The organism is Campylobacter sp. DY7 (assembly GCF_057802535.1).
Map to the genome: position 1 here is coordinate 76,319 of NZ_JBYJAU010000005.1, position 20,778 is coordinate 97,096.

General features: G+C 28.4%; 21 protein-coding genes and 1 riboswitch. Of the genes, 10 read left to right on the forward strand and 11 right to left on the reverse strand.

All coding sequences use genetic code 11. The features are described 5' to 3' along the window. Positions 1-25: 25 nt before the first annotated feature. Positions 26-937, reverse strand: coding sequence for a glutaminase A (gene glsA / locus AC1B00_RS04625; RefSeq protein WP_488848368.1), 912 nt, complete (start codon positions 935-937; stop codon positions 26-28). A gap of 303 nt (positions 938-1,240) precedes the next feature. Between glsA and AC1B00_RS04630 the strand changes: the two genes are divergently transcribed. The 9 genes from AC1B00_RS04630 (at position 1,241) to AC1B00_RS04670 (ending at position 9,826) form a co-directional block, all read left to right on the forward strand. Then, positions 1,241-2,728 (forward strand): FAD-dependent oxidoreductase, encoded by a 1,488-nt coding sequence (locus tag AC1B00_RS04630; protein ID WP_239817390.1) that lies wholly within the window; start codon positions 1,241-1,243, stop codon positions 2,726-2,728. Further along, on the forward strand, positions 2,729-3,073 hold the full coding sequence (locus AC1B00_RS04635) for a cytochrome c3 family protein (protein ID WP_488848371.1): 345 nt from the start codon (positions 2,729-2,731) through the stop codon (positions 3,071-3,073). It abuts the gene before it with no gap. Beyond that, entirely contained in the window at positions 3,070-3,582 is a 513-nt protein-coding gene (locus AC1B00_RS04640) for a cytochrome c3 family protein (protein ID WP_239817388.1), read from the forward strand. The genes AC1B00_RS04635 and AC1B00_RS04640 overlap by 4 nt, the downstream gene beginning before the upstream one ends. Then, the gene (locus AC1B00_RS04645) at positions 3,582-4,241 is read left to right on the forward strand and encodes a response regulator transcription factor (RefSeq protein WP_239817387.1); all 660 of its coding nucleotides are present in this window, start codon (positions 3,582-3,584) and stop codon (positions 4,239-4,241) included. The genes AC1B00_RS04640 and AC1B00_RS04645 overlap by 1 nt, the downstream gene beginning before the upstream one ends. Beyond that, positions 4,204-5,829, forward strand: a complete 1,626-nt coding sequence (locus tag AC1B00_RS04650; RefSeq protein ID WP_488848374.1) for a sensor histidine kinase — start codon at positions 4,204-4,206, stop codon at positions 5,827-5,829. The genes AC1B00_RS04645 and AC1B00_RS04650 overlap by 38 nt, the downstream gene beginning before the upstream one ends. Next, a complete protein-coding gene (locus AC1B00_RS04655) occupies positions 5,822-7,060 on the forward strand; it encodes an FAD-binding protein (protein WP_488848375.1) in 1,239 nt (412 codons plus the stop codon). The genes AC1B00_RS04650 and AC1B00_RS04655 overlap by 8 nt, the downstream gene beginning before the upstream one ends. Positions 7,061-7,139: 79 nt before the next feature. Continuing rightward, positions 7,140-8,180 carry an ABC transporter substrate-binding protein gene (locus AC1B00_RS04660; protein WP_488848377.1) on the forward strand — a complete coding sequence of 347 codons (1,041 nt, stop codon included), beginning with the start codon at positions 7,140-7,142 and terminating at the stop codon, positions 8,178-8,180. Beyond that, positions 8,158-9,117 carry a FecCD family ABC transporter permease gene (locus tag AC1B00_RS04665; RefSeq protein WP_488848379.1) on the forward strand — a complete coding sequence of 320 codons (960 nt, stop codon included), beginning with the start codon at positions 8,158-8,160 and terminating at the stop codon, positions 9,115-9,117. Before AC1B00_RS04660 ends, AC1B00_RS04665 begins: the two co-directional genes overlap by 23 nt. Continuing rightward, positions 9,104-9,826, forward strand: coding sequence for an ABC transporter ATP-binding protein (locus tag AC1B00_RS04670; RefSeq protein WP_488848382.1), 723 nt, complete (start codon positions 9,104-9,106; stop codon positions 9,824-9,826). The genes AC1B00_RS04665 and AC1B00_RS04670 overlap by 14 nt, the downstream gene beginning before the upstream one ends. Before the next feature lie 18 nt (positions 9,827-9,844). Here AC1B00_RS04670 and thiD read toward each other — a convergent pair whose 3' ends face one another. The 4 genes from thiD to thiM are packed head-to-tail and all read right to left on the reverse strand — an operon-like array spanning position 9,845 to position 12,491. Further along, positions 9,845-10,600, reverse strand: a complete 756-nt coding sequence (gene thiD, locus AC1B00_RS04675; protein WP_488848384.1) for a bifunctional hydroxymethylpyrimidine kinase/phosphomethylpyrimidine kinase — start codon at positions 10,598-10,600, stop codon at positions 9,845-9,847. Next, the gene (locus AC1B00_RS04680) at positions 10,569-11,123 is read right to left on the reverse strand and encodes a beta-phosphoglucomutase (protein WP_488848386.1); all 555 of its coding nucleotides are present in this window, start codon (positions 11,121-11,123) and stop codon (positions 10,569-10,571) included. Before AC1B00_RS04680 ends, thiD begins: the two co-directional genes overlap by 32 nt. Beyond that, entirely contained in the window at positions 11,099-11,713 is a 615-nt protein-coding gene (locus tag AC1B00_RS04685) for a thiamine phosphate synthase (RefSeq protein ID WP_488848388.1), read from the reverse strand. The genes AC1B00_RS04680 and AC1B00_RS04685 overlap by 25 nt, the downstream gene beginning before the upstream one ends. Beyond that, positions 11,697-12,491, reverse strand: coding sequence for a hydroxyethylthiazole kinase (thiM, locus tag AC1B00_RS04690; protein ID WP_488848389.1), 795 nt, complete (start codon positions 12,489-12,491; stop codon positions 11,697-11,699). Before thiM ends, AC1B00_RS04685 begins: the two co-directional genes overlap by 17 nt. A gap of 40 nt (positions 12,492-12,531) precedes the next feature. Further along, a riboswitch (TPP riboswitch) is annotated at positions 12,532-12,632 on the reverse strand. A 133-nt stretch (positions 12,633-12,765) separates the two neighbouring features. Between thiM and AC1B00_RS04695 the strand changes: the two genes are divergently transcribed. Beyond that, entirely contained in the window at positions 12,766-13,290 is a 525-nt protein-coding gene (locus AC1B00_RS04695) for a hypothetical protein (RefSeq protein ID WP_488848390.1), read from the forward strand. A 69-nt stretch (positions 13,291-13,359) separates the two neighbouring features. Here the strand turns inward: AC1B00_RS04695 and AC1B00_RS04700 are convergent, their stop codons facing one another. The 6 genes from AC1B00_RS04700 to fabZ all read right to left on the reverse strand — a co-directional run bounded on the left by AC1B00_RS04700 (position 13,360) and on the right by fabZ (position 20,716). Beyond that, the gene (locus AC1B00_RS04700; protein WP_488848392.1) at positions 13,360-16,332 is read right to left on the reverse strand and encodes an autotransporter outer membrane beta-barrel domain-containing protein; all 2,973 of its coding nucleotides are present in this window, start codon (positions 16,330-16,332) and stop codon (positions 13,360-13,362) included. A 175-nt stretch (positions 16,333-16,507) separates the two neighbouring features. Then, positions 16,508-17,254, reverse strand: coding sequence for a rod shape-determining protein MreC (locus AC1B00_RS04705; RefSeq protein ID WP_239817383.1), 747 nt, complete (start codon positions 17,252-17,254; stop codon positions 16,508-16,510). Continuing rightward, on the reverse strand, positions 17,247-18,284 hold the full coding sequence (locus tag AC1B00_RS04710; protein ID WP_239817382.1) for a rod shape-determining protein: 1,038 nt from the start codon (positions 18,282-18,284) through the stop codon (positions 17,247-17,249). The genes AC1B00_RS04705 and AC1B00_RS04710 overlap by 8 nt, the downstream gene beginning before the upstream one ends. Next, the gene (gene clpX / locus AC1B00_RS04715; RefSeq protein WP_239817381.1) at positions 18,281-19,495 is read right to left on the reverse strand and encodes an ATP-dependent Clp protease ATP-binding subunit ClpX; all 1,215 of its coding nucleotides are present in this window, start codon (positions 19,493-19,495) and stop codon (positions 18,281-18,283) included. The genes AC1B00_RS04710 and clpX overlap by 4 nt, the downstream gene beginning before the upstream one ends. Then, complete coding sequence (gene lpxA, locus AC1B00_RS04720; RefSeq protein WP_239817380.1) at positions 19,488-20,276, reverse strand: acyl-ACP--UDP-N-acetylglucosamine O-acyltransferase; 789 nt, start codon at positions 20,274-20,276, stop codon at positions 19,488-19,490. Before lpxA ends, clpX begins: the two co-directional genes overlap by 8 nt. Then, on the reverse strand, positions 20,273-20,716 hold the full coding sequence (fabZ, locus tag AC1B00_RS04725; protein WP_239817379.1) for a 3-hydroxyacyl-ACP dehydratase FabZ: 444 nt from the start codon (positions 20,714-20,716) through the stop codon (positions 20,273-20,275). The genes lpxA and fabZ overlap by 4 nt, the downstream gene beginning before the upstream one ends. Between the last annotated feature and the right edge of the window lie 62 nt (positions 20,717-20,778).

Here is a 20,778-nt window from a genome sequence, read left to right on the forward strand (position 1 = left end):
CTTTTTAAGAATTTGAATTAGGAATTTAAAATATTGATAAATCAAGAGTATTAGATAAAGCTTCTAAAATCCTTACCCCACCTATTGAATTACCCTTATTATCAAGCGAAGGTCCGTATAAGCCAATTCCAAATTCTTTAGGTACTAGCGAAACCATTCCACCACCTACGCCACTTTTGCAAGGAAGCCCAACCTTTAGAGCAATCTCACCTGATAAATCATAAGTTCCACAGGTTAGCATTAAGCTTTTGATTATTTTTGCAATCTTTTTGCTAATTACTTGCTTACCATCTTTAAAGCCATCGTTTGCTAAGAATAAGCCTAATTTAGCAAGGCTTTGTGTATTTGCTAAGATTGAGCATTGTTTAAAATATACTTCCAAAGCCTCTTCTACATCGCCTTCTATTATTCCATCATTTTTCATAAAATACGCTAAGGCTCTATTTTTATTACCTGTTTTGTTTTCGCTTTCATAAATTTCATTAGATAAACACGCTGTTTCATCATCACAAATATAGCGAAAAAACTCAAGCACTCTATTAAATTTCTCATTAGCGTCTTTACCTTTAATAGTTGATGCAACTGCAATTGCACCTGCATTTATCATAGGATTAAAGGGCTTTTTTGTGTTTGAACTCTCTAACTTCATAATAGAATTAAAAGCATCTCCACTAGGCTCAACCCCAACTTTAGAAAATACATATTCATAACTATTATCAAGTAATGCAAGCATTAAGGTTATTATTTTTGAAACACTTTGAATGCTAAATCTAGTTTCATAATCTCCTGCACAATAAATATTATGATTTTTATCAATAACACAAACACCTAAAGCATTTATATTAGCTTTGCTAAGTTCAGGAATGTAGTTTGCTAACCTTCCTTGTCCTAAAAATTGAATATTATCTTTTACTAATTTTTCTAATAATTGCTGCATATTAAACCTTTAATTTTTTGTTGCAATTTTACTAAAATTATAAGGCAAATTCGCATTAATCTTAAATTCTATTTCGCAATTCTTTTTATTTTTTGCCACTTTATTGCCACAAAGTGTTTTTATAATTTGCTTACAACTTATTATAAAAAATATAAAATTTTTGTTTTTATAATTATTAAGTTGTATAACATCTCTCTTTAAATTATGTAAAAATAATTCCTAATTTTTGTTAGGAATTATTTTGCCACTTTTTTGCCCTTTAGTTTTTTTAAAATTGCTTGATTTTTTTAAAAAGGAGATTTAATGCTAAATAGAAGAAATTTTATCAAAGCAGTTGCAGGGACGACAATCGCAGTTCCTAGTATTTTAAGCGCTAATGAAAGCGTTAAAAAAGATATTAAATTTGATGAGATAGCAGATGTAATCATCGTTGGAAGTGGCGTAAGTGCTCACATATGTGCTGCATATTTGGCAAAAAATAAGGTAGATGTTTTAATGATTGAGAAAATGGATAGAATGGGTGGAAACTCAGTTCTTTCTCAGCAAGATTTTGCTGTGCTTAATTCGGATTTACAAATTAAAGCAGGTATAAAAGATAGCGAAGAATTATTTTTAAATGATTTAAACAAAGCTGGAGCCGGATATAATCATTTAGAACATTCTTTAAGAATTATAAGAAACTCAAATGAAGCTTATGAGTTTGCAAAAAGCTGTGGGGTTAAATATGCTGATAAGCTTAAGTTTTTAGGCGGACATAGTGTTGCTAGAAGTGTTGAAACTATCGGTGGTGGCGGTGCTTGTATAAAGGCATTGCACGAGTTTTTCTTAGCAAATAGAGGAAGATTTAAAAACGAAACTAAAAGCGATGAAATTATTCAAGATGAAAATGGCAAAGTAATAGGTATAAGCGTAAGAGAAAATTATAGATTTGATAGAAACCTAGCAAATGATGATAGGCAAAACTTAAGTGGAGTTAAGAAAAATTACAAAGCAAGACTTGCAGTAGTTTTTGCAACTGGTGGATTTAGCCGTGATGTTGAGTTTAGAAGCATAGTAAATCCTAGATTAAGACTAGCAAAAAGCCCTTCAAGTTTAGGTCAAACTTCAGGTGCGTTAAAGCAAATGCTAAAAATCGGAGCAATTCCAACTCAATTAGCACTAAGTAGATTTTCTTTTGGAATTCCAACGGAGGATTTAATTTATGGAATTATGGTTGATGTAAATGCAAAGAGATTTTTAAACGAAGATGGCGATAGACAAGGCTTATCAAATAAAATCCTAGCACATATGGAAAAATTAAATACCACAAGCTATCCAACTATTATTTTTGATAGCACAGGTTTTGCTAATTCGCATGACCCAAACAGAATGCAAAGCTTCATAATAGCAGGAAAGATGAAGAAATTTGATACTTTAGATGAACTTGCAAATCATTTTAAACTAAATAAAGATGAATTATTAAAGAGTATGCAAACTTATGAAGATGGTATTAAAAACAATAAAGATGAGTTCAAAAAAGATTTAAGCAAGATTAAAAACTCTAGCATGAGTAAAGCACCTTTTTATGCAATGACAGCTGCACCTGGGCTTAGCTACACACCGGGCGGTGTTTATGCTGATATAAATATGAGAGTTTTACATATTAGTAATTATGAACCTATAAAAGGACTTTATGCAGTAGGCGAAGCAACAGGTGGCGTTCATGGACAAGCAAGGCTTACGAGCTGTTCTATTCCTGATTGTATGACTTCAGGTATTGCTTGTGCGAAAGATATTTTAAAAGGAGTGTAAATGCGAAAATTATTAATGATTTTAATGTTTAGCGTTTTTGCACTAGGTAATGAATTTGTGATCAAGCCACACCATGTAGATGTAAAATTAAAATGCACCGATTGTCATAAGCAAGCATATGAAAAGGATTATAAAGCACTTGATTCTAATGCCTGTCTTACTTGTCATGGAACTAAAGAAAAATTAGCAAAAAGGCTTGATTTTTTAAAGGGCAAAAACCCACATAATAGCATTCATGATAATGCAAATCTTAATTGTTACACCTGTCATAACGAGCATAAGCCTTCGTTTAATATGTGTAATACTTGCCACAATACTAAAACTTGGATGAAGGAGATAAAATGAAAAAAACTATTATTTTTGTTTCATCTATTGTAGTTTTAACCTTAATTTTTGTGTTCTTTTCGCATAAGGCTATTGAAATGACTGGTGATGATAGATTTTGTGCGAGTTGCCATGTAATGCAGCCGATGAAGGAAGCTTATATTAAAGATGTTCATGGTGGTAATAATAATTTAGGTATTAAAGCAAATTGCGTAGATTGTCATTTGCCACATGATAATATATTTAATTATTTAGGCACTAAAGCTTATAATGGTATTAAAGAATTAAGCATTACTGCTTTAGGCAAGGATAAAGATATTAATTGGCAAGATAAATTAGAGCATAGAAAAGATTATGTTTATGATAGTGGCTGTATGAGTTGTCATCAAGACATAACCAAAGTAAATTCAAAAAACGAAATGCAAAATATTATGCATAAAAGATATTTAGATTACGCAAATGAATTAAAATGTGTAAGTTGTCATACTCATGTAGGTCATGATGGTTTAAGGGGTGAATTAAATAAGTGATGAAAAACTACACAATTTTATATGCTGAAGATGATTTAAATCTAGCAAATCAAGTTATTGATTTGCTAGAACTACTTGATTTTAAAGTATTTTATGCAAAAGATGGCTTAAGTGCTTTAGAAATTATTAAAGAAGAAAAGATTGATATATTATTGCTTGATATTTCTATGCCTAGACTTGATGGCTTAAAATTATTAGAGCAAATTAGACAAAATGATAATAAAACTCCTGCTATTATGATTACAGCCTTAAGTGATTCGCAAACTTTATTAAATGCTGTTGAGCTAAATATTTGCAAATATTTAGTAAAGCCTTTTGATAGATTAAAACTTGAACTTGCTTTAGATAAAGCGATTAAGCAAATTAATAATTTGGTTAAATTAAGCAAAAATGTATATTTGGATATGGTTACAAATGAATTATTAGTAAATGATGAGGTTAAAAAACTTAGCAAAAAAGAGTTTTTATTACTTGAAATATTATTAAAAAGTAGCCCAAATATAGTTGATTTTTATACAATTTGCGAGTATGTTTATAATGATTATGATGTAAGTTCTGATGCTATTAAATCACTTGTTAAAAACCTTAGAAAAAAGATAAACGATAAAGGAATAATCCATAATGCAAATGCTCGTGGATATTACATCAAAACTACTTAATATAAGCATTCGTAAAAAAGCCTTTATATTTGTTTTAGCACTTATTGTTTTTGTTTGTATTGTGCTTAATTTTTTATATATTTCTTTACATAAAAACTATTTATTTCAAAGCAAAAATAATTTTAATGATAGATTTGAGTATTTTTATAATGATTTTTTAAATACTTTAAAAAAGAATGCTTTTAGTATTAGTTATGAGTTTAGCTCTAATTTAAATAATTTAAAAAATAATGAAAAATTAGTGAAATTAAATCAACTTTTTTTAAATCTTAGCTCAAACGAAGAGTATTTAAAAGATATAAAATTGTTTTTATTAGATGAGAATATATGCTTTACAAAAGATAAGATTATGCTAGCTTGTAAATACAATAATAATTCAGATATTTTGCTAAGATTTGATAAAGAGCCTTATTATTTAATTAGTTTAAAAATCAATCAAAATTACGCAATGACTTATAAAATCAGTGCTAAAAAACTATTAGATTCTCTTATTATTCAAGATAATTTCTTAGCAGCATTAAAATACAAAAATGAGTATTTTTATAACGAAGCAAATTGGCAAAATAAAAGCAAATTATTAAAACTAGATGATGATATTATTAGTCTTGATGATAAGTATTTTATAAATAGCGAACTTAAACTAAATAATGATTTTTCAATACTAATTGTAAAAGATATTACAAAAGAATATATCCATCATCTACAAATCTCAAAGAAGATTTTTATAATAAGTTTGGTTTTAATATTAATTGCTTTTGTTTGTGTGTATTTTGTCTTAGGATTTTTGATAAATAAACTTTTAAAAACAGAAGAGAAATTAAGAAAATTAAATGCTAATTTACAAAGCGAAATTGATTTAGCCGTAAATACTATAAAAGACAAATTAGAAGAAAATAGACAAAAAGAACAAATGCTAAATCATCAATCAAAACTAGCAGCATTGGGCGAAATGATAGCTTGTATAGCTCATGAATACAGACAACCCCTAGCAACTTTAGGGGCAATTTCAAGCTATCTTGAAATAAGCCTTGAAAAGAATAAAATTGATGATAAATTTAAAAATAAATTAAAAGAAATAAACCCTATTTTAAGCTATATGTCAAAAACGATTGATGATTTTTATGATTTTTTTAAGCCAAAAGATGAGAAGCTAGATTTTTATATTTATGAAGCTATTAATAATGCTATTACGATTTGTAATGCGAGCCTTAAAAGAAATGGAATAATTGTGCTTTTAAGACTTGATGAAAGCATTAAAATAAACTCTTATAAAAATAATTTATCTCATATATTAATTAATCTTATTACAAATGCAAAAGATGCTTTAAATAACAGCAAAAATCCTTTTATAATAATTAATTTGTATTCTTATAAAAATAGTGTTTATATTAGCATTAAAGATAATGGCGAAGGTATTAAAGAAGAATTAAAAGAAGATATTTTTAAGCCTTATTTTAGCACCAAAGGTGGTTCAGGACTTGGGCTATTTATGATAAAAAATATTTTAAAAAAGGATTTAAACGCTACAATTTTTCTAAAAAATAGAAAAATCGGAGCGCATTTTTGCATTAGGATAGATAATGAATGAATTATTTTGCTTAATTGTGGGTGGTGGGCTTAGTGGTCTAGTGTTAGCTAATTTATTAGCTGATGAAAATATTTTACTAATTGAACAAAACGAACAATTAGGTGGAGTAACTAGCTATATGAATTTTGCCGCATCAAATACTAGCTTTCAAGCATTAGCAAATATAAAAGATGATAAATTTTATGAAGATTTAGTATCTTATTCGCCTAATTATTCGGACTTTTCTATGCTTAAGGTCTTAAGTGAAAATTCATCACTTGCGATAGAACTTTTGCAAAGTTTTGGTGTGGAATTTGAATTCGGAATTAAGAATAGTTTCAATCATCAAATTCCAAGAGAATTAAGTCCTTTAAAAGACGCTAAACAAAGCGTAATAAATCCACTAATAAATAGATTAATTAGCAAGAATGTAAATATTTTAACAAAGGCGAAATTAGTTGATTTTAAAGACAATTTCGCAAGTATTTTATATAAAGATGAAATCTTAAAAATAAAGGTTAAAAATATAGCCTTTTGCACGGGTGGCTTTTCAAATGATAAAGATTTTATAAAAATCCATTATCCACTAGCATTTTATGCTAAAACTCTAAGTAAAAATAATGCTAATTCTCTTAAAATTATGCTTAAAAATAGTGCAATCCCAACTCAGCTTAGCTTAATGAGATTTGCTTTTATTTTGCCTATGGAGATTTTTAAATATGGGATTTTGATTAATTCAGATTTTAAAAGATTTGTTAGTGAAGATAAAGGAAGACAAGAATTAGCAATAGCTATTTTAAATGAGTTTAAGCAGGGTAAAAAAGTAAAATTACTTTTAGATAATCATGGAATAAATTATATAAATGATACGAGTAATTTTAAGAAATATTATTCTTTAAAAGACATTGATGAAAGGCTTATTAGCGTTGTAAATGATTATAATTTAGGCATTATTAATAGAGTTGATGAGTTTGGCAAAAACTTAAATAATATCTCTATAAAAGAGATAAAAGAAAGCTTGTTTTATTTATGTAATGTTGATGTTTATTTAAACTATACTTTAGGCGGGGTTAAGTCTAATACGAACGCACAAATTATTGATATTAATACAAATAAAGCAATCGATAATATGTATGTAATAGGAGAAGCTAGTGCGATGTTTGGCGAAGCAAGGCTTAGTGGGGTTGCAAGCACGGCTTGTGTTGTATTTGCTATGAACGCAAGTAAAACAATGCTTGAAAATAAAATATAAAAATTTATATAATAAATTTATAAATATTAATTTTATATAACTATTCTTTTATATAAAAAATTATATAAAAGGAGAAATTATGAAAAAGTTTTGGCTATTAATCGCCTTTATTATTAGTTTAAATGCTAAGGTTTATGAATTTATTGACCAAGCAAGTAATCCTGTAAGCATTGAAGTCCCTGTTAAAAAAATGGTTGTTATGCAACATCATTCTTTTGATATTTTAGCCCAGTTAAAAGCACTTGATTTAGTAGTGGCAACTGAAAAAAACATAGTAAAAGATTTAGGAGAATATATAAAAACAATTGCTCCAAACATTGATAATTTACCTAAGGTTGGCGATTTAGTAACTTATAATATTGAAGAAATTGCAAAATTAAAACCTGATATTGTAATATCTGCATCTCAAGCAAATAAAGAACAATTAAAGCAACTAAATGCCTTAGGTATAAAAACTGCTGTAATTTCATTAAGAAGTGAAGGGTTACAAAAAGAAGCTCAAAATCCTATTTTAAAAGATGCAAATAAAGCATATACCGATGGACTTTACGAAGCTTTAGAGATTCTTAGCACTTTAAGTGGTAAAGAAAAAGTTGCAAAAGAAATAGCTGATTTTATAAAAGAAAGTAGAAGCTATGTAAAAGGGCATTTAAATGCTATTAAAGATGAAGATAGAATTAAAGTTTTCGTAGCAAATGAAGGTTATAAAACTTACGGAAACGATAAATATGTAGGCGTTCAATTACTAAATGCAGGTGCAATAAATGTAGCAGCAAAGCATATTCAAGGCTACAAACCATATACTTATGAAATGTTAGCTAGTCTTAATCCTGACGTTATAATAGTTCAAGATAGATATAAAAATGTTTATGATGAAATAATGCAAAGTACGCAATATAAAAATCTAAAAGCTTATAAAGATAAAAAAATCATTCTAGCTCCATACTGGACTAAGCCTTGGGGAAATCCTAGCACTGATTCATTTGCTTTAGGAGAACTTTGGTTGGCTTATAAGTTTTATCCAAATTTAATTAGTAAAGATTATGTTTTAAAAAGAGCTAAAGAATTTTATAAAAGATTTTATGGAATAGATTTTAATGAAAAAGATTTTGAATATTAATGTTTTAAGTTTTTTAACGCTTTTAATTTTAATATTTATATCACTTAATATTGGCAATTACAAAATTGATTATTCTAAATTAAGCGATACAAGTAGCCTTGATTATTCTATTTTTGTTTTAAGAGCTATTAGAATTAGTGCTGCTATTTTGGTTGGAATTGCACTTAGCCTTAGTGGGGCTATTTTTCAAGCTTTATTTAAAAACACCCTTGCAAGTCCTTATACATTAGGGCTTTCAAGTGGTGCTGGTTTTGGTGCAAGTGTAGCGATTTTATTAGGATTAAGTAGCTTTTTTATAAGTTTTATTTCTATTATTTTTGCCGTAATTAGCGTTCTTGCGAGTTTATTTTTAGCTAAAAATAATCATAATTCTTTAATTTTAGCTGGAGTTTTGGTATCTGCATTTTTTCAGTCTTTAATAGCACTTTTAAAATTTTTAGCTGACCCATTTGAAAAATTACCACAAATTGTATTTTGGTTACTTGGCACTTTAAGTGGAGTAAGTTTGGAAAAAATAATTTATATTTTGCCATTTTATTTAATAAGCCTTTTTGTTTTATTGCTTTATAAAAATAGATTAAATGTCTTATCGCTTGATGATACTTTAGCTGCTGGTTTTGGGGTTAATGCTAGATTTGATAGGATTATTCTTATAGTTTTTTGTGCGATTTTATGTGCAATCAGTGTTAGTTTAAGTGGAATTATTGCTTGGGTTGGTGTGATTTTGCCTCAGGTTGCAAGAATGCTTGTGGGGAGTAATTTTAATAAATTAATGCCTTTAAGCATTAGTTTTGGTGCTATTTATCTAATAATAATTGATAATTTTGCAAGAAGTCTTAGTGCAAGTGAAATTCCACTAGGAGTTCTTAGCTCAATCATAGCTTTACCTTTAATTTTTGTTTTATTTTATAAAAAGGATTTTTATGCTAGAGATTAAAAATTTAAGCTATAAAATAAAAGATAGAATTATTCTAGATGATATTAGTTTTAAGCTTGATGATAAAATTAATGTTTTATTAGGCTTAAATGGAGCTGGTAAAAGCACACTTTTTAAGTGCATTATGCAGCAATTAGCATACTTAGGATTAATAGAATTTAAATCCGTAAATTTAAAAAATTTAAGCATTAAAGAAAGAGCAAGTAAAATCGCATTTATCCCACAAAATACTTCAATTTATTTTGATTTCAGTGTTAAAGAAATCATTAGTTTTTTTGCATTTGCAAAAGGAAAATATTTTCATAAAAATACTAAAACCGATGATTTAGTAATAGAGCAAGTTGCTAGTATGCTAAATATAACTCATTTATTAAATAAGCCTTTTAATGCAATTTCAGGTGGAGAGCAAAAAATAAGTTTAATTGCAAGTGCTTTAGCAAAAGATTGCGAAATTTTAATTTTTGATGAGCCTATGGCGTTTTTAGATTTATCAAAAGAATATTTACTTTTAGAAATATTTAAAAAGCTTGATAAATGTATATTTTTTAGCACTCACAATCCATTAAACGCAATAGATTTTAATACTATAATTTTGCATGATAAAAAAATATTAAAAAGTGGCAAAAATATCTTAAATGATGAGTTGTTTCAAGAAATATATAAAATTCCTTTCAAATATAGTAGTTATAAATTTATTTCTAGAATTTGAAATAGGAATTTAATTTTTTTATAAATGCCTTAATAATCTTACTTTAGAATTAAAAGAAAAACTATTTTTTAAGGCATTGCTTACATAATCTTTTGCATTTTTACAAGCTATTTTAACATCTTCATTTAAAGCCAAATTACAAGCAATTGCCGAGCTTAGAGTGCAACCCGTGCCGTGAGTTGTGATATTTTTTATTTTTTTGCTTTTAAAAATAGTAATTTCACCATTTTCGCTTAAAAAATCACTCGCATTTAAATGCCCACCTTTTAATAAAACCTTGCATTTTAGAGCTTTTTCTAAACTTTTTGCTGCATTTATTGCATCTTTTTCATTTGTGATTTTTTCTCCTAATAAAACTTCAGCTTCAAATAAATTTGGAGTAATTAAATAAACATTTTTTGCAAAATCTTTTATAGCATTAATCGCCTTTTCATCAAGTAATCTTGCACCACTTGTAGCCACCATTACCGGATCTAACACTATTTTTTTGTAACCTAAAAGGGTGTTTTTAACACAATTTATAATTTCTTCATCATAAAGCATTCCGATTTTTATAAAATCTATCTTACATTCATCAAAACAAGCTTTAATTTGAGCTTTTATAAAATCTGCATTAACCCTTAAAACGCCAAAAACCCCGCTAGTATTTTGAGCAGTTAGGGCTGTAATTACACTCATTGCATACATTTTATGAGCTTGAATTGTCTTTATATCAGCTTGAATTCCTGCTCCGCCTGAACTATCACTTCCAGCTATGCTTAATATCTTTTTCATTTAATTCTCCTATGTTTTTAATGTTTATTTTTGCATTTTCGCAATTTATTCCAACGCTAAAAATATCGTTTTTATTAGCTAAATCAATTATTTTAAGGCTATCATCAATTAAAATAAATTTATTAGTATTTAGCTTATTCATGCAAGTTTTTAAAGCTATTTGAGTAGTTTTTAAATATTTTCTTTCATCTTGAATGAAAGCAAATTCATCTAAAATATTAAATCTTTTTAAAACAAGTTTTGCAAATGGACTAGCTGTATAAATACACTTTTTATAAGCTTTAAATTTGGCTAAAAACTCATTTACACCTATACATAAATTAGCTTCTTCGCTATAAAAATCAATGCAAGTTTTAATGATTTTTTTACTTAATTTAGTTTTGTTTAATTCATCAATTTTTTTAAGCCCATCATAAAAACTTAAATCATCTAAATTATATCCATTTGCTAATTCTTGCCAAAAGCCAATGCTATCAATAATTACGCCATCAAGGTCAATTATAAAAGAGAAATCTTTTTCCATAGTTTTTCGCAATTTGCTTTATAATTTTGATTTTCATAAATCGCACTTATACAAGCTATATTTTTTATTTTAAATTCTTTTAAATTATCTATATTTTGATAATTTAATCCTCCTATTGCAACTTTAGGAATGTTTATTTCTTGCATTATTTTTCTTAGGTCATTTTTGCTTAACATTTTTGCATCTTTTTTAGTATTGCTCTCATAAATTGATCCTATGCCTAGATAATTCGCCCCTAATTTTAAGCCTTTTAACGCTTCTTCATAATTACTTGCACTTATTCCTAAAAACATATTTTTTGGTATTTTTAGATTTATGTTTATATCGCTTTGTCCTAGATGAATGCCATCAGCATTTAGCTTAATTGCAAGGTCTAAATCATCATTTATTATTAAAGCTACTTTTTTTATTTCACTAAGATTTTTTAATTTTAAAAGCGTATCAAGGCTATAATTTTTTGCCTTATTTCTTACTTGAAAGCAAGTTACATAATCAAATAAAATCTCACAAATATCTAATAATTCATCTTCTTTAATGTATCCATCATCACTAATTGCATAAAATCTTAAAATCTCATCTAAGCTTTTCAATTTTTATCCTTTCTTTTATGGTAGTTCCATCAATTTTGCTTAATTCATCAATTAAGTGCGTTCTAAATGACATAGTGCCATTTGCTTTAGTTTCAGCTATTTCAGCGCTTATGTTAAATGCGCTTATGCCTGTGATTACGGCGTTTAATTTATCATCATTTGCACCCACAAAAACTGCTAAGATATTTCCTAGCATACAACCTGCACCTGTGATTTTTGTCTGCAATACTGAGCCATTGCTTAGCATAAAAACATTTGTTTTGCTGATAATAAAATCATTTTTACCTGTGATTACTAGAATTGTTTTATGTTTTTTGGCAAAATCAATATATTTTTCTAAATCATTTGGATTTATTTCATCACTACTATCACAACCACTTGTATTTAATGTCTTATTTACTAGGTAATTTATTTCACTGGCATTGCCTTTAATTACGCAAAATTTTATATTTTGCATTAAATATTCACATAAATTATTTCTTGCATTACTAACTCCTGCTGCAACGGGGTCAAAAACTATTGGAATGTTTAATTCATTTGCCTTTAAGGCTGCATTTTTATGGGCTTTTATTAGATTTTCATTTAACTGCCCGATATTTAGCAAAACTGCATTACTAATTGCAACAATTTCGCCGACTTCTTCATAAAAATCTCCCATAATAGGTGAGCCACCAAGGGCTAAAATAGCGTTTGCTGAGTCGTTTATAGTTACATAATTTGTAATACTTTCTACTAAAGTTTTACAATTTCTTGTATTTTGCATAATAATTTCATACATAAAACTCTCCATAAAATAAATTTATGGGAATGCTAATAAAGGATAAAAATTTGTATCTCCCTACGCTGGCATTACCCAAACAGGTTCAAAGGGTCAAGACTATTACGCCTACTCTCAGCTTTCGCTCCCCTAAAAAAGTGCTTAATTGTATCATTATTTTGTATTAAATCGTAATTTTTATTCATTAAAAAATCACTTATAAGAGTAATTATTTTAAGCTTATTTTAAGAATGGGGGGGGTATTATATAGCATTTTATTTTTAAAAGGAGATTTATGAATATTTATTTAAGTGATAAATCATGCGATTTATTAAAAGATGAAAATGCTTTAAGACAAAAAGTAGCTAAATTTTTAGCAGAACCTGAACAAACGCAAAATGTTATGGTAATGACAAATTTATTATTATCAGGTCATAAGCAAGATAAGGTTTTAGTTTATGATTTTATGCAATTTCCATTCAACTGGGTAAGCGGTGTTTTTACTCAACTTTCTTTTGTATATAGAAGACTTTGGATAGCTTGGTTTATTAGCATTGCCTTTGGAATGATTACTGCAATGGCTTCTGTTACGATTTTTTTATCAATAATATTAGTGGCTGGTAGTATTTTTGTATTTGGTAAGCTACATTATTATTTTTTAATCAAAAAATTCTTACATAATTTAGATTTAGGTTTAGAAACTGATAATTTATGCGCTCCTAATATTATAGGAGTTGTGGTATTAATAGTTGTAGAATTAATAATGAGCTTTTTAGTATTTGGAACAATTGTTTCTATTTTAACTGCAATATTTCGTTAAATTTTATAAAAATTTCATAGAATTTGAAATAGGAATTAGAAAATCCCCTAAATTAATTAGGGGATAGTTTTAGAAGCTATATCTTATAACTGCATTGATTTGATTATCTATATTTAAATCAGCTCCGAAAGTTCTTTCATAACCTAGGTTTAATCTCAAATTATCATTAAACTTATAATCGCCTGTTAGGTTTAAATAAAATTTATTATCTCTTTTACCTTCTATTATCTCACTTGCTTTGCTTGATTTTGCGATTATTTTAGTATCACTTGGCTTATTAACATCTATAATATAACCAGCACCTAGTCTTAAATTAGCATTATCATTTACTTTAAATCCTGAGAATATCGCAGGTTTAAGATGTAAATTAGAATTAGCCTTACTTGTAATGCTTATAGCATTATTTTCTAAGTTAGTTTTAGGTGTATAATCAAATATCGCTTCTATGCTAGGCTCAACATAAAATCTATTTAAATCAAATCTTTTACCAAGCTCAACGCTAGCAATAAATCCTGTCTTGCTATCTTTTAAATCTTTTAAAAGTTCTGAATTATATTTAATTTTATAATGATTTGCTTTAATTACTAAATCTGCATATAAATCATCGTTTGAAATATAACTTGCGTATAAACCAAATCCGTAATTATCACTCTTTAAAACATCGCTAGATTTAGAAGTAGAAACATTAGCCATAATTCCTGTAATTACCTTGCCATCTGCAAAATCATTAGCTTTATCAGCTCCAAATTGAACTTCAGTTGAATTAAGCTTCACATCATCTATACTTGCATTTGTATAATAAGCTCTAGCCCAAACGCCTAATTCTTTATCCAAGCCTCTAATTTCGCCTAATCTTTTATTCATATTATTCCAAGCAAAAGTATTGATTAGTTTTATTCCATTTGAAATAACTTGAGCTTGTGCTTTAGCTTTTTTGTTGATTTTTATATCTTTTATAAAATCATCTGCTATTTGGTTTTTATCACTTGGAGTAGTTATACCTGTATTAGGTTTGTTATCTGGTTTATTATCAGGATTTGTTACGCCTGTATCTGGATTACTTGGGTTTTCAGGGTTAGTTATACCTGTGTCTGGATTATTTGTATCAGGCTGATTTGGAGTTTCATCTGTAGTATTTGATACATAATTGCTATTTGCAAGATTATTTAAATATGAATCTAATACTTCACTATCCATATCGCTTGAACTTTGATTTACTAATTTACCTAAAGCACTTGTTTTATCGCCATTTGCAATGCTAGCAATATTGTCTGCGTTAAGCCCTGTATCACTTACTTTGCCATTTTTTGTAGTAGTGATTGCATAGGTTAAATAATCCCCTAGCATTGCACTAGCTATATAATCATTATTAATCACATAATCACTTATGCCATCGCTAATCTTATAATCTTTAAAAAAAGTTGCTAATTCTGCTGTTCCTGTTCCTTTTTTAAGTATTGCTAAAGGTAGGTTTGCGTTTATTTTACTTGTATCAAGCTTATTATCGCTCATAACATTAAGCAATACTAATTCATTGTTTGCACCACTTGTGCTTTCTCTTGAGATTATTGCACCTGTGTAGCTTTCTTTGTTTGCTCCTAGATAATAAGCTGTGTTATTTGATGTAAGATTGTTTGCTAGAACTCTTTTTGCGATTTTTGAATTGTTTATGTTTAAAATTCCTGCTCTAGCATTATTTGTAGCTACTACATTATCTAATGTTACACTGCTATTATCTAAAGAACCATAAAAAGTAGCAGCTGTTATAATTGGTTCATTTAAATATTTATCTGAAAATAAATCTTCATCACTAAAGCCTGATATTTGCATATTGATTAAAGAATTACTAATACTACCTTCACCTATAATACTTCCACTTGTATTGTAATCTTTGCCTGTATCAAGGCTATCAATCTCATATTTTTTAGTTCTAATTGTATTTGATGAATTAAACTCGCTTTTTTTACCACTTGTATCTGCTTTAAGTATTAAAGACCTAGTATTAATACTGTTTTTAAATTTGCTTGCATAAGCTTCTAAATTAAAATAATTAGTCATAACACCTTGAACATCAGTATTATGTAATTTTAAATTATTTGCACTATTATCTAAAAGATTATTTGAAGCTTTAATTAAAGAATTTGATATTGTTACAAATTTAGGATTTTGACTAGAAAAATCACTTCCTGTAAAATAAATATTATCAATAATCGCATGATCTATCGTGCCTTCATCAATATGCTGAATATTATTTAAAATTATTTTATTAGTTGCTGTTCCTTTAATATTGATATTTTTTGTATTATCTAATGTATCAATTATGCCTTTATCGGCAGTAAAATCATCGATAAAACTTGCGTGGGAAATATCACTATTTGTAGAAATCAATGTCTTAGCTCCACCAACAGATGAAACTTTACTATCAGTTAATACCACATCATCTATTTGATAAATTCTACCCGTTATTTCACTATTTAAGGCTTCAAATTTATCTCCTGCAATTTTATTGCTTGCTACTGTGCTATCCTCAATAGAGCCTATTTTAGAATTAATTGCTAAAGTGTTAAGATTGCTATATATTTTATCTACATAAGTATTTGTCAATGTAACTTTACTTACATTGCTGTTGATAGTGTCTATAATAGAATTAGTTACATTTACTAATCCATTATTAGTTAGAGTTGATATATAGCTATCAGTAATAGTGGTGTTTTTGTTATTTTCTATTGTTAAATTACCATAAGATTTGTCTATATTGATTTTATTACTATTTTTAATACTTGCATTTGTATCAAAATAAGTATTATTAAAGCTTATATCAAATGCTTTTTGATTACTTTCAATATTGTAATAAGCATCTTTTATATTAGGAGCATTTAATTCAATAGAATTAATATTAGTAAGATTGGTTTTAAAATAATTCGCATCATGATTTGTTCTAAATGGATTTGTTAAGCCATTATGAGTTTTTGCATCAAATGAATTAATAGCATCAAGATTAACTACGCTAGTAGCACCAAATAAGTTTGAAGAGATGAACAAACTTGCAATTAGTGAGAGCTTAAATACCCCCCCCCGTGTAAGAAAAATTGTTTTTCATAGTTTTCCTTTAAAATAAAATAAAATCTCATTATAAATTAAATTAATTAATTTAAATTATTCTTATTAAATATTTTTAAAATACATTTATAAAATTTCGTGGAATTTGAAATAGGAATTAGATTTTACTAACTACATAAACATATCTATAAGGGCTAAGGGTTTTTGTGTCTTCTAAAATAGCTTTTTTATAACCTGCTTCATCAATTATTTTGCTTATTTTTCCAACATAAATGCCTTCAGGAAAAATCAAATCCTTTCCACTCGTATAAACCTCATCGCCTATATTTAATTCATTATAATCGGTAATAAAATTAATATATATTGCGTTTTTGCTACCTTGTAAAATCGCTGGAGTTTTGCTTTTGCCTACGATAACAGAAAAGGCACATTTATCATCATTTAAACTTAAAGCATAAGCTCTATTATCATTAGAAAACATTATGCCAACGGCGTTGTTTTCATAAACAAGTCCATAAGTAATATTTGGCTTAATATCTTCATAATTCATCCAAAACTTTGTCAAGCTTCCGATTTTTTCATAAGATAAAACTCTTGTTAAATTTAATTCAAAATCATATTTTTTAAGATTGTGAGCTCTTGCTAGATTATTGTATTCAAGCAATAAATTATCATATAAAATCTTGTATTCTTTAAGGCTTTTGTTTTCTTGGTTTAATTCTTCAATTTGATTTACTTGATTAAAGTATCTTGAAATTTTTTCTCTCGTATAATCGTATGCGTTAAAAAATTTGCTTAAGAAAAAATCATTAACTCCTAAAACTGCATTCCTTACATCAGCTACTAAATAATATGAACTTGCAAATAATGCAGTAATTAAGAGTAATAATTTAAACTTATTCATCATTTACTATTTGTCTTAGCAATGATATTTCTTCTAATATTTTTCCAGTTCCTCTTGCAACAGCGTGAAGTGGCTCATCAGCAACATATACAGGTAATTTTACTATATCGCTTAAATATTTATCAATTCCACGAATTAGCGCACCGCCACCGGTTAAAACGATACCATTTTCTACAATATCGCCTGCAAGTTCAGGCTTTGTGTTTTCTAATACAAATTTAAGTGCATCAGCGATTTCTTTTAAAGGCTCTTTTATAGCTTCACGAATATCTTCGCTACTTAGCTCAACCTTGCTTAAAAGTCCTTTTACTTGGTCTTTTCCTTTTACTACTATTGTTAATTCTTCTGGTAGTTGAATAGCTGAGCCTACTTGTATTTTTATATCTTCGCTAGTTCTTTCGCCTATTATTAGATTATATTTTTCTTTTACATAATTTACAATTGAGCTATCTAGCTTATCTCCTGCTGTTCTAATACTTTTTGCTGTATGAAGACCACCTAATGTAATAACGCCTATTTCAGTAGTTCCGCCTCCTATATCAACTACAAGTGAGCCAACAGGCTCTTGCACAGGAAGATTTGCTCCGATTGCTGCTGCCATTGGCTCTTCTACTAAATAAACTTCTCTAGCACCTGCACTTAAAGCACTTTCTCTTACAGCTTTGCGTTCAACTTGAGTTAGACCATAAGGAACTGATATTAATATTCTAGGGCGTAAAAAGCTCTTTCTTCTGTGAGTTTTTTCTATAAAATAGCGTATCATTTTCTCAGTCATATCAAAATCAGCAATAACGCCATCTCTCATAGGACGGATTGCTTGAATATCGCTTGGAGTTTTGCCTAACATTTCTTTAGCTTCTTTACCAACTGCTAGGATTTTGCTTTTTCCGTATTTTGTATGCTGAACTGCTACAACGCTTGGCTCATCAATAACTACGCCTTTATCTTTTACTAATACTAAAGTATTAGCCGTTCCTAAATCAATCCCCATATCACTTGAAAATAGTCCTATTAAATGGTCTAATATCATTTATTATCCTTAATTTTTAAAAATACAGCGTCGCCTTCGCCATTAACGAAATCTTTATTTATAATAATTTCATAACCTTCGTATTTGTCTAAATCAAACATTAAATCAAGCAATAATTGCTCTAAAATACCACGAAGTCCTCTTGCCCCTGTTTTTCTATCAAGTGCTTTTTTAGCAATTGCTAATAACGCTTCTTTATCAAACTCAAGTTTTACCCCATCAAATTCAAAAATCTTTTGATATTGTTTGATGATTGAGTTTTTTGGCTCAATTAAAATTCTTACCATATCATCTTCGCTAATTTCGTTAAGACTTGCAATCGCATGTAATCTTCCAACTAGCTCAGGAATAAGTCCGAATTTAATTAAATCATCAGGCTCAATGTGTGAATAAAGCTCATCTTCACTAAGTTTTACGCTAGTTGTATCAAAGCCCATTACATTTTCGCCTTGCTTTTGTTTTAAAATCTCTTCAATGCCATCAAAAGCACCACCACAAATAAATAAAATATTTGAAGTATCTACTTGAATGAACTCTTGATTAGGGTGTTTTCTACCACCTTGTGGCGGAACATTTACTATGCTTCCTTCAATGATTTTAAGCAATGCTTGCTGAACGCCTTCGCCACTTACATCTCTTGTAATTGAGCGATTTTCTCCCTTTCTTGCGATTTTGTCAATCTCATCAATAAAGATTATCCCACATTCTGCACGCTCAACATTATAATCAGCTGCTTGTAAAAGTCTTGTTAAGATATTTTCAACATCTTCTCCAACATATCCTGCTTCTGTTAAGCTTGTAGCATCACATATTGCAATAGGAATATCTAAAGCTTTTGCCATTGTTTGAGCTAGAAGTGTTTTTCCACTTCCTGTTGGTCCTACTAATAAAACGTTTGATTTTGCAAGCTCTACATCACTTTCGTTTGTATTACTCATAAGTCTTTTATAATGATTATGAACGCTTACGCTTAGAACTTTTTTTGCTCTTTCTTGACCTATTACATAATTATCTAAATGAGCCTTTAATGCTTTTGAGCTAATGTCTTTTAAACTATCTGCTATGTCTTCTACTGCTAATTCTTTGTCTTTTGTATCATACATTTTAAAAATAACACTAGCACAAGTAGGACAAATAGTATTACCTTTACCATTTGAAAGCAAGTCAAATGGATAACTCTTACCACAAAAACCACAAATATTATTACTCACTTCTATCACCTTTTGTTGGAATTCCACGCTTAGTATTTAATATAAACGAACACATTTTTAATACTTCAGGACAAGTTGAGCTCTCATATAAAGCTTTTGCTCTATCGCTAATTAGCCCTGTTTTACTTCTAAAAATCTTACTAAACGCATCACTAATTTCATTAATTTTATCTTTATCTAAATGTCTTCTAAGTCCTACTAAATTAAGACTTCTAACATAGGCACGATTGCCTTCTGCTAAACAAAAATGCGGTAAATCTTGAGATAAGGCTGAAGCACCACCTAGCATACAATAATCGCCTATTTTAACCCACTGATGAACAGGAGTAAGTCCGCCAATAACACTAAATGAACCAACTTCAACATGACCTGCTAAAGTTACGTTATTTGCTAAGATTATATTATCAGCTAGAGTGCAATCATGAGCTATATGAACATAAGCCATTATAAAGTTATTTTTACCTACTCTTGTATAACCATCACCTTTTTGCGTTCCGCAATTAATCGTGCAAAATTCACGAATGGTAGTATTCTCTCCTATAATTAAAGCTGAAAAATCATCTTCTTTATATGAAATATCTTGAGGAATATCTCCTAAAATAGCATAAGAAAAAATCTTGCAATTATTTCCTATTTTTGTATTTCCTAAAATTCTTGCACCACTTTTAATAATGCAATTATCACCAATTTCTACATTACTTCCTATATATGCAAAAGGCTCTATGCAAACATTTTTGCCTATTTTTGCACCATTTTCAATTACTGCTAAATCTGAAATCATTTATCTACTATCATTGCTTTTAAAATTGCTTGAGTGCATAATGTATCACCTACATAAGCCTCGCCACTAAATACCCACATAGCTCCACGATTTTTAACAACGCTCATTTTATAAACTAATTGATCGCCTGGCTTTACAGGTGATTTAAATTTCACATCTTCCATACCTGTAAAATAAACTACTTTGCTCTTAGGATCAACGCTATCTTTCATACTTTGGAATGCTAAAATTCCTCCAGTTTGAGCCATACCTTCTAAAATTAAAACTCCTGGATAAATAGGGTGTCCTGGAAAATGACCTGCAAATACTTGATCACTTATACTAACATTTTTATAGCCTAATACATAACCTTCATCTAAATTAATTTCTGTTATTTTATCTACTAATAAAAATGGTGGTCTATGTGGTAAAATTTCTTGAATTTGCATTACATCTAACATTACTATTCCTTTACTATGTTTAAAGGAAATAATTGTAATTTCAGCAATTAAACAAAGTGTAA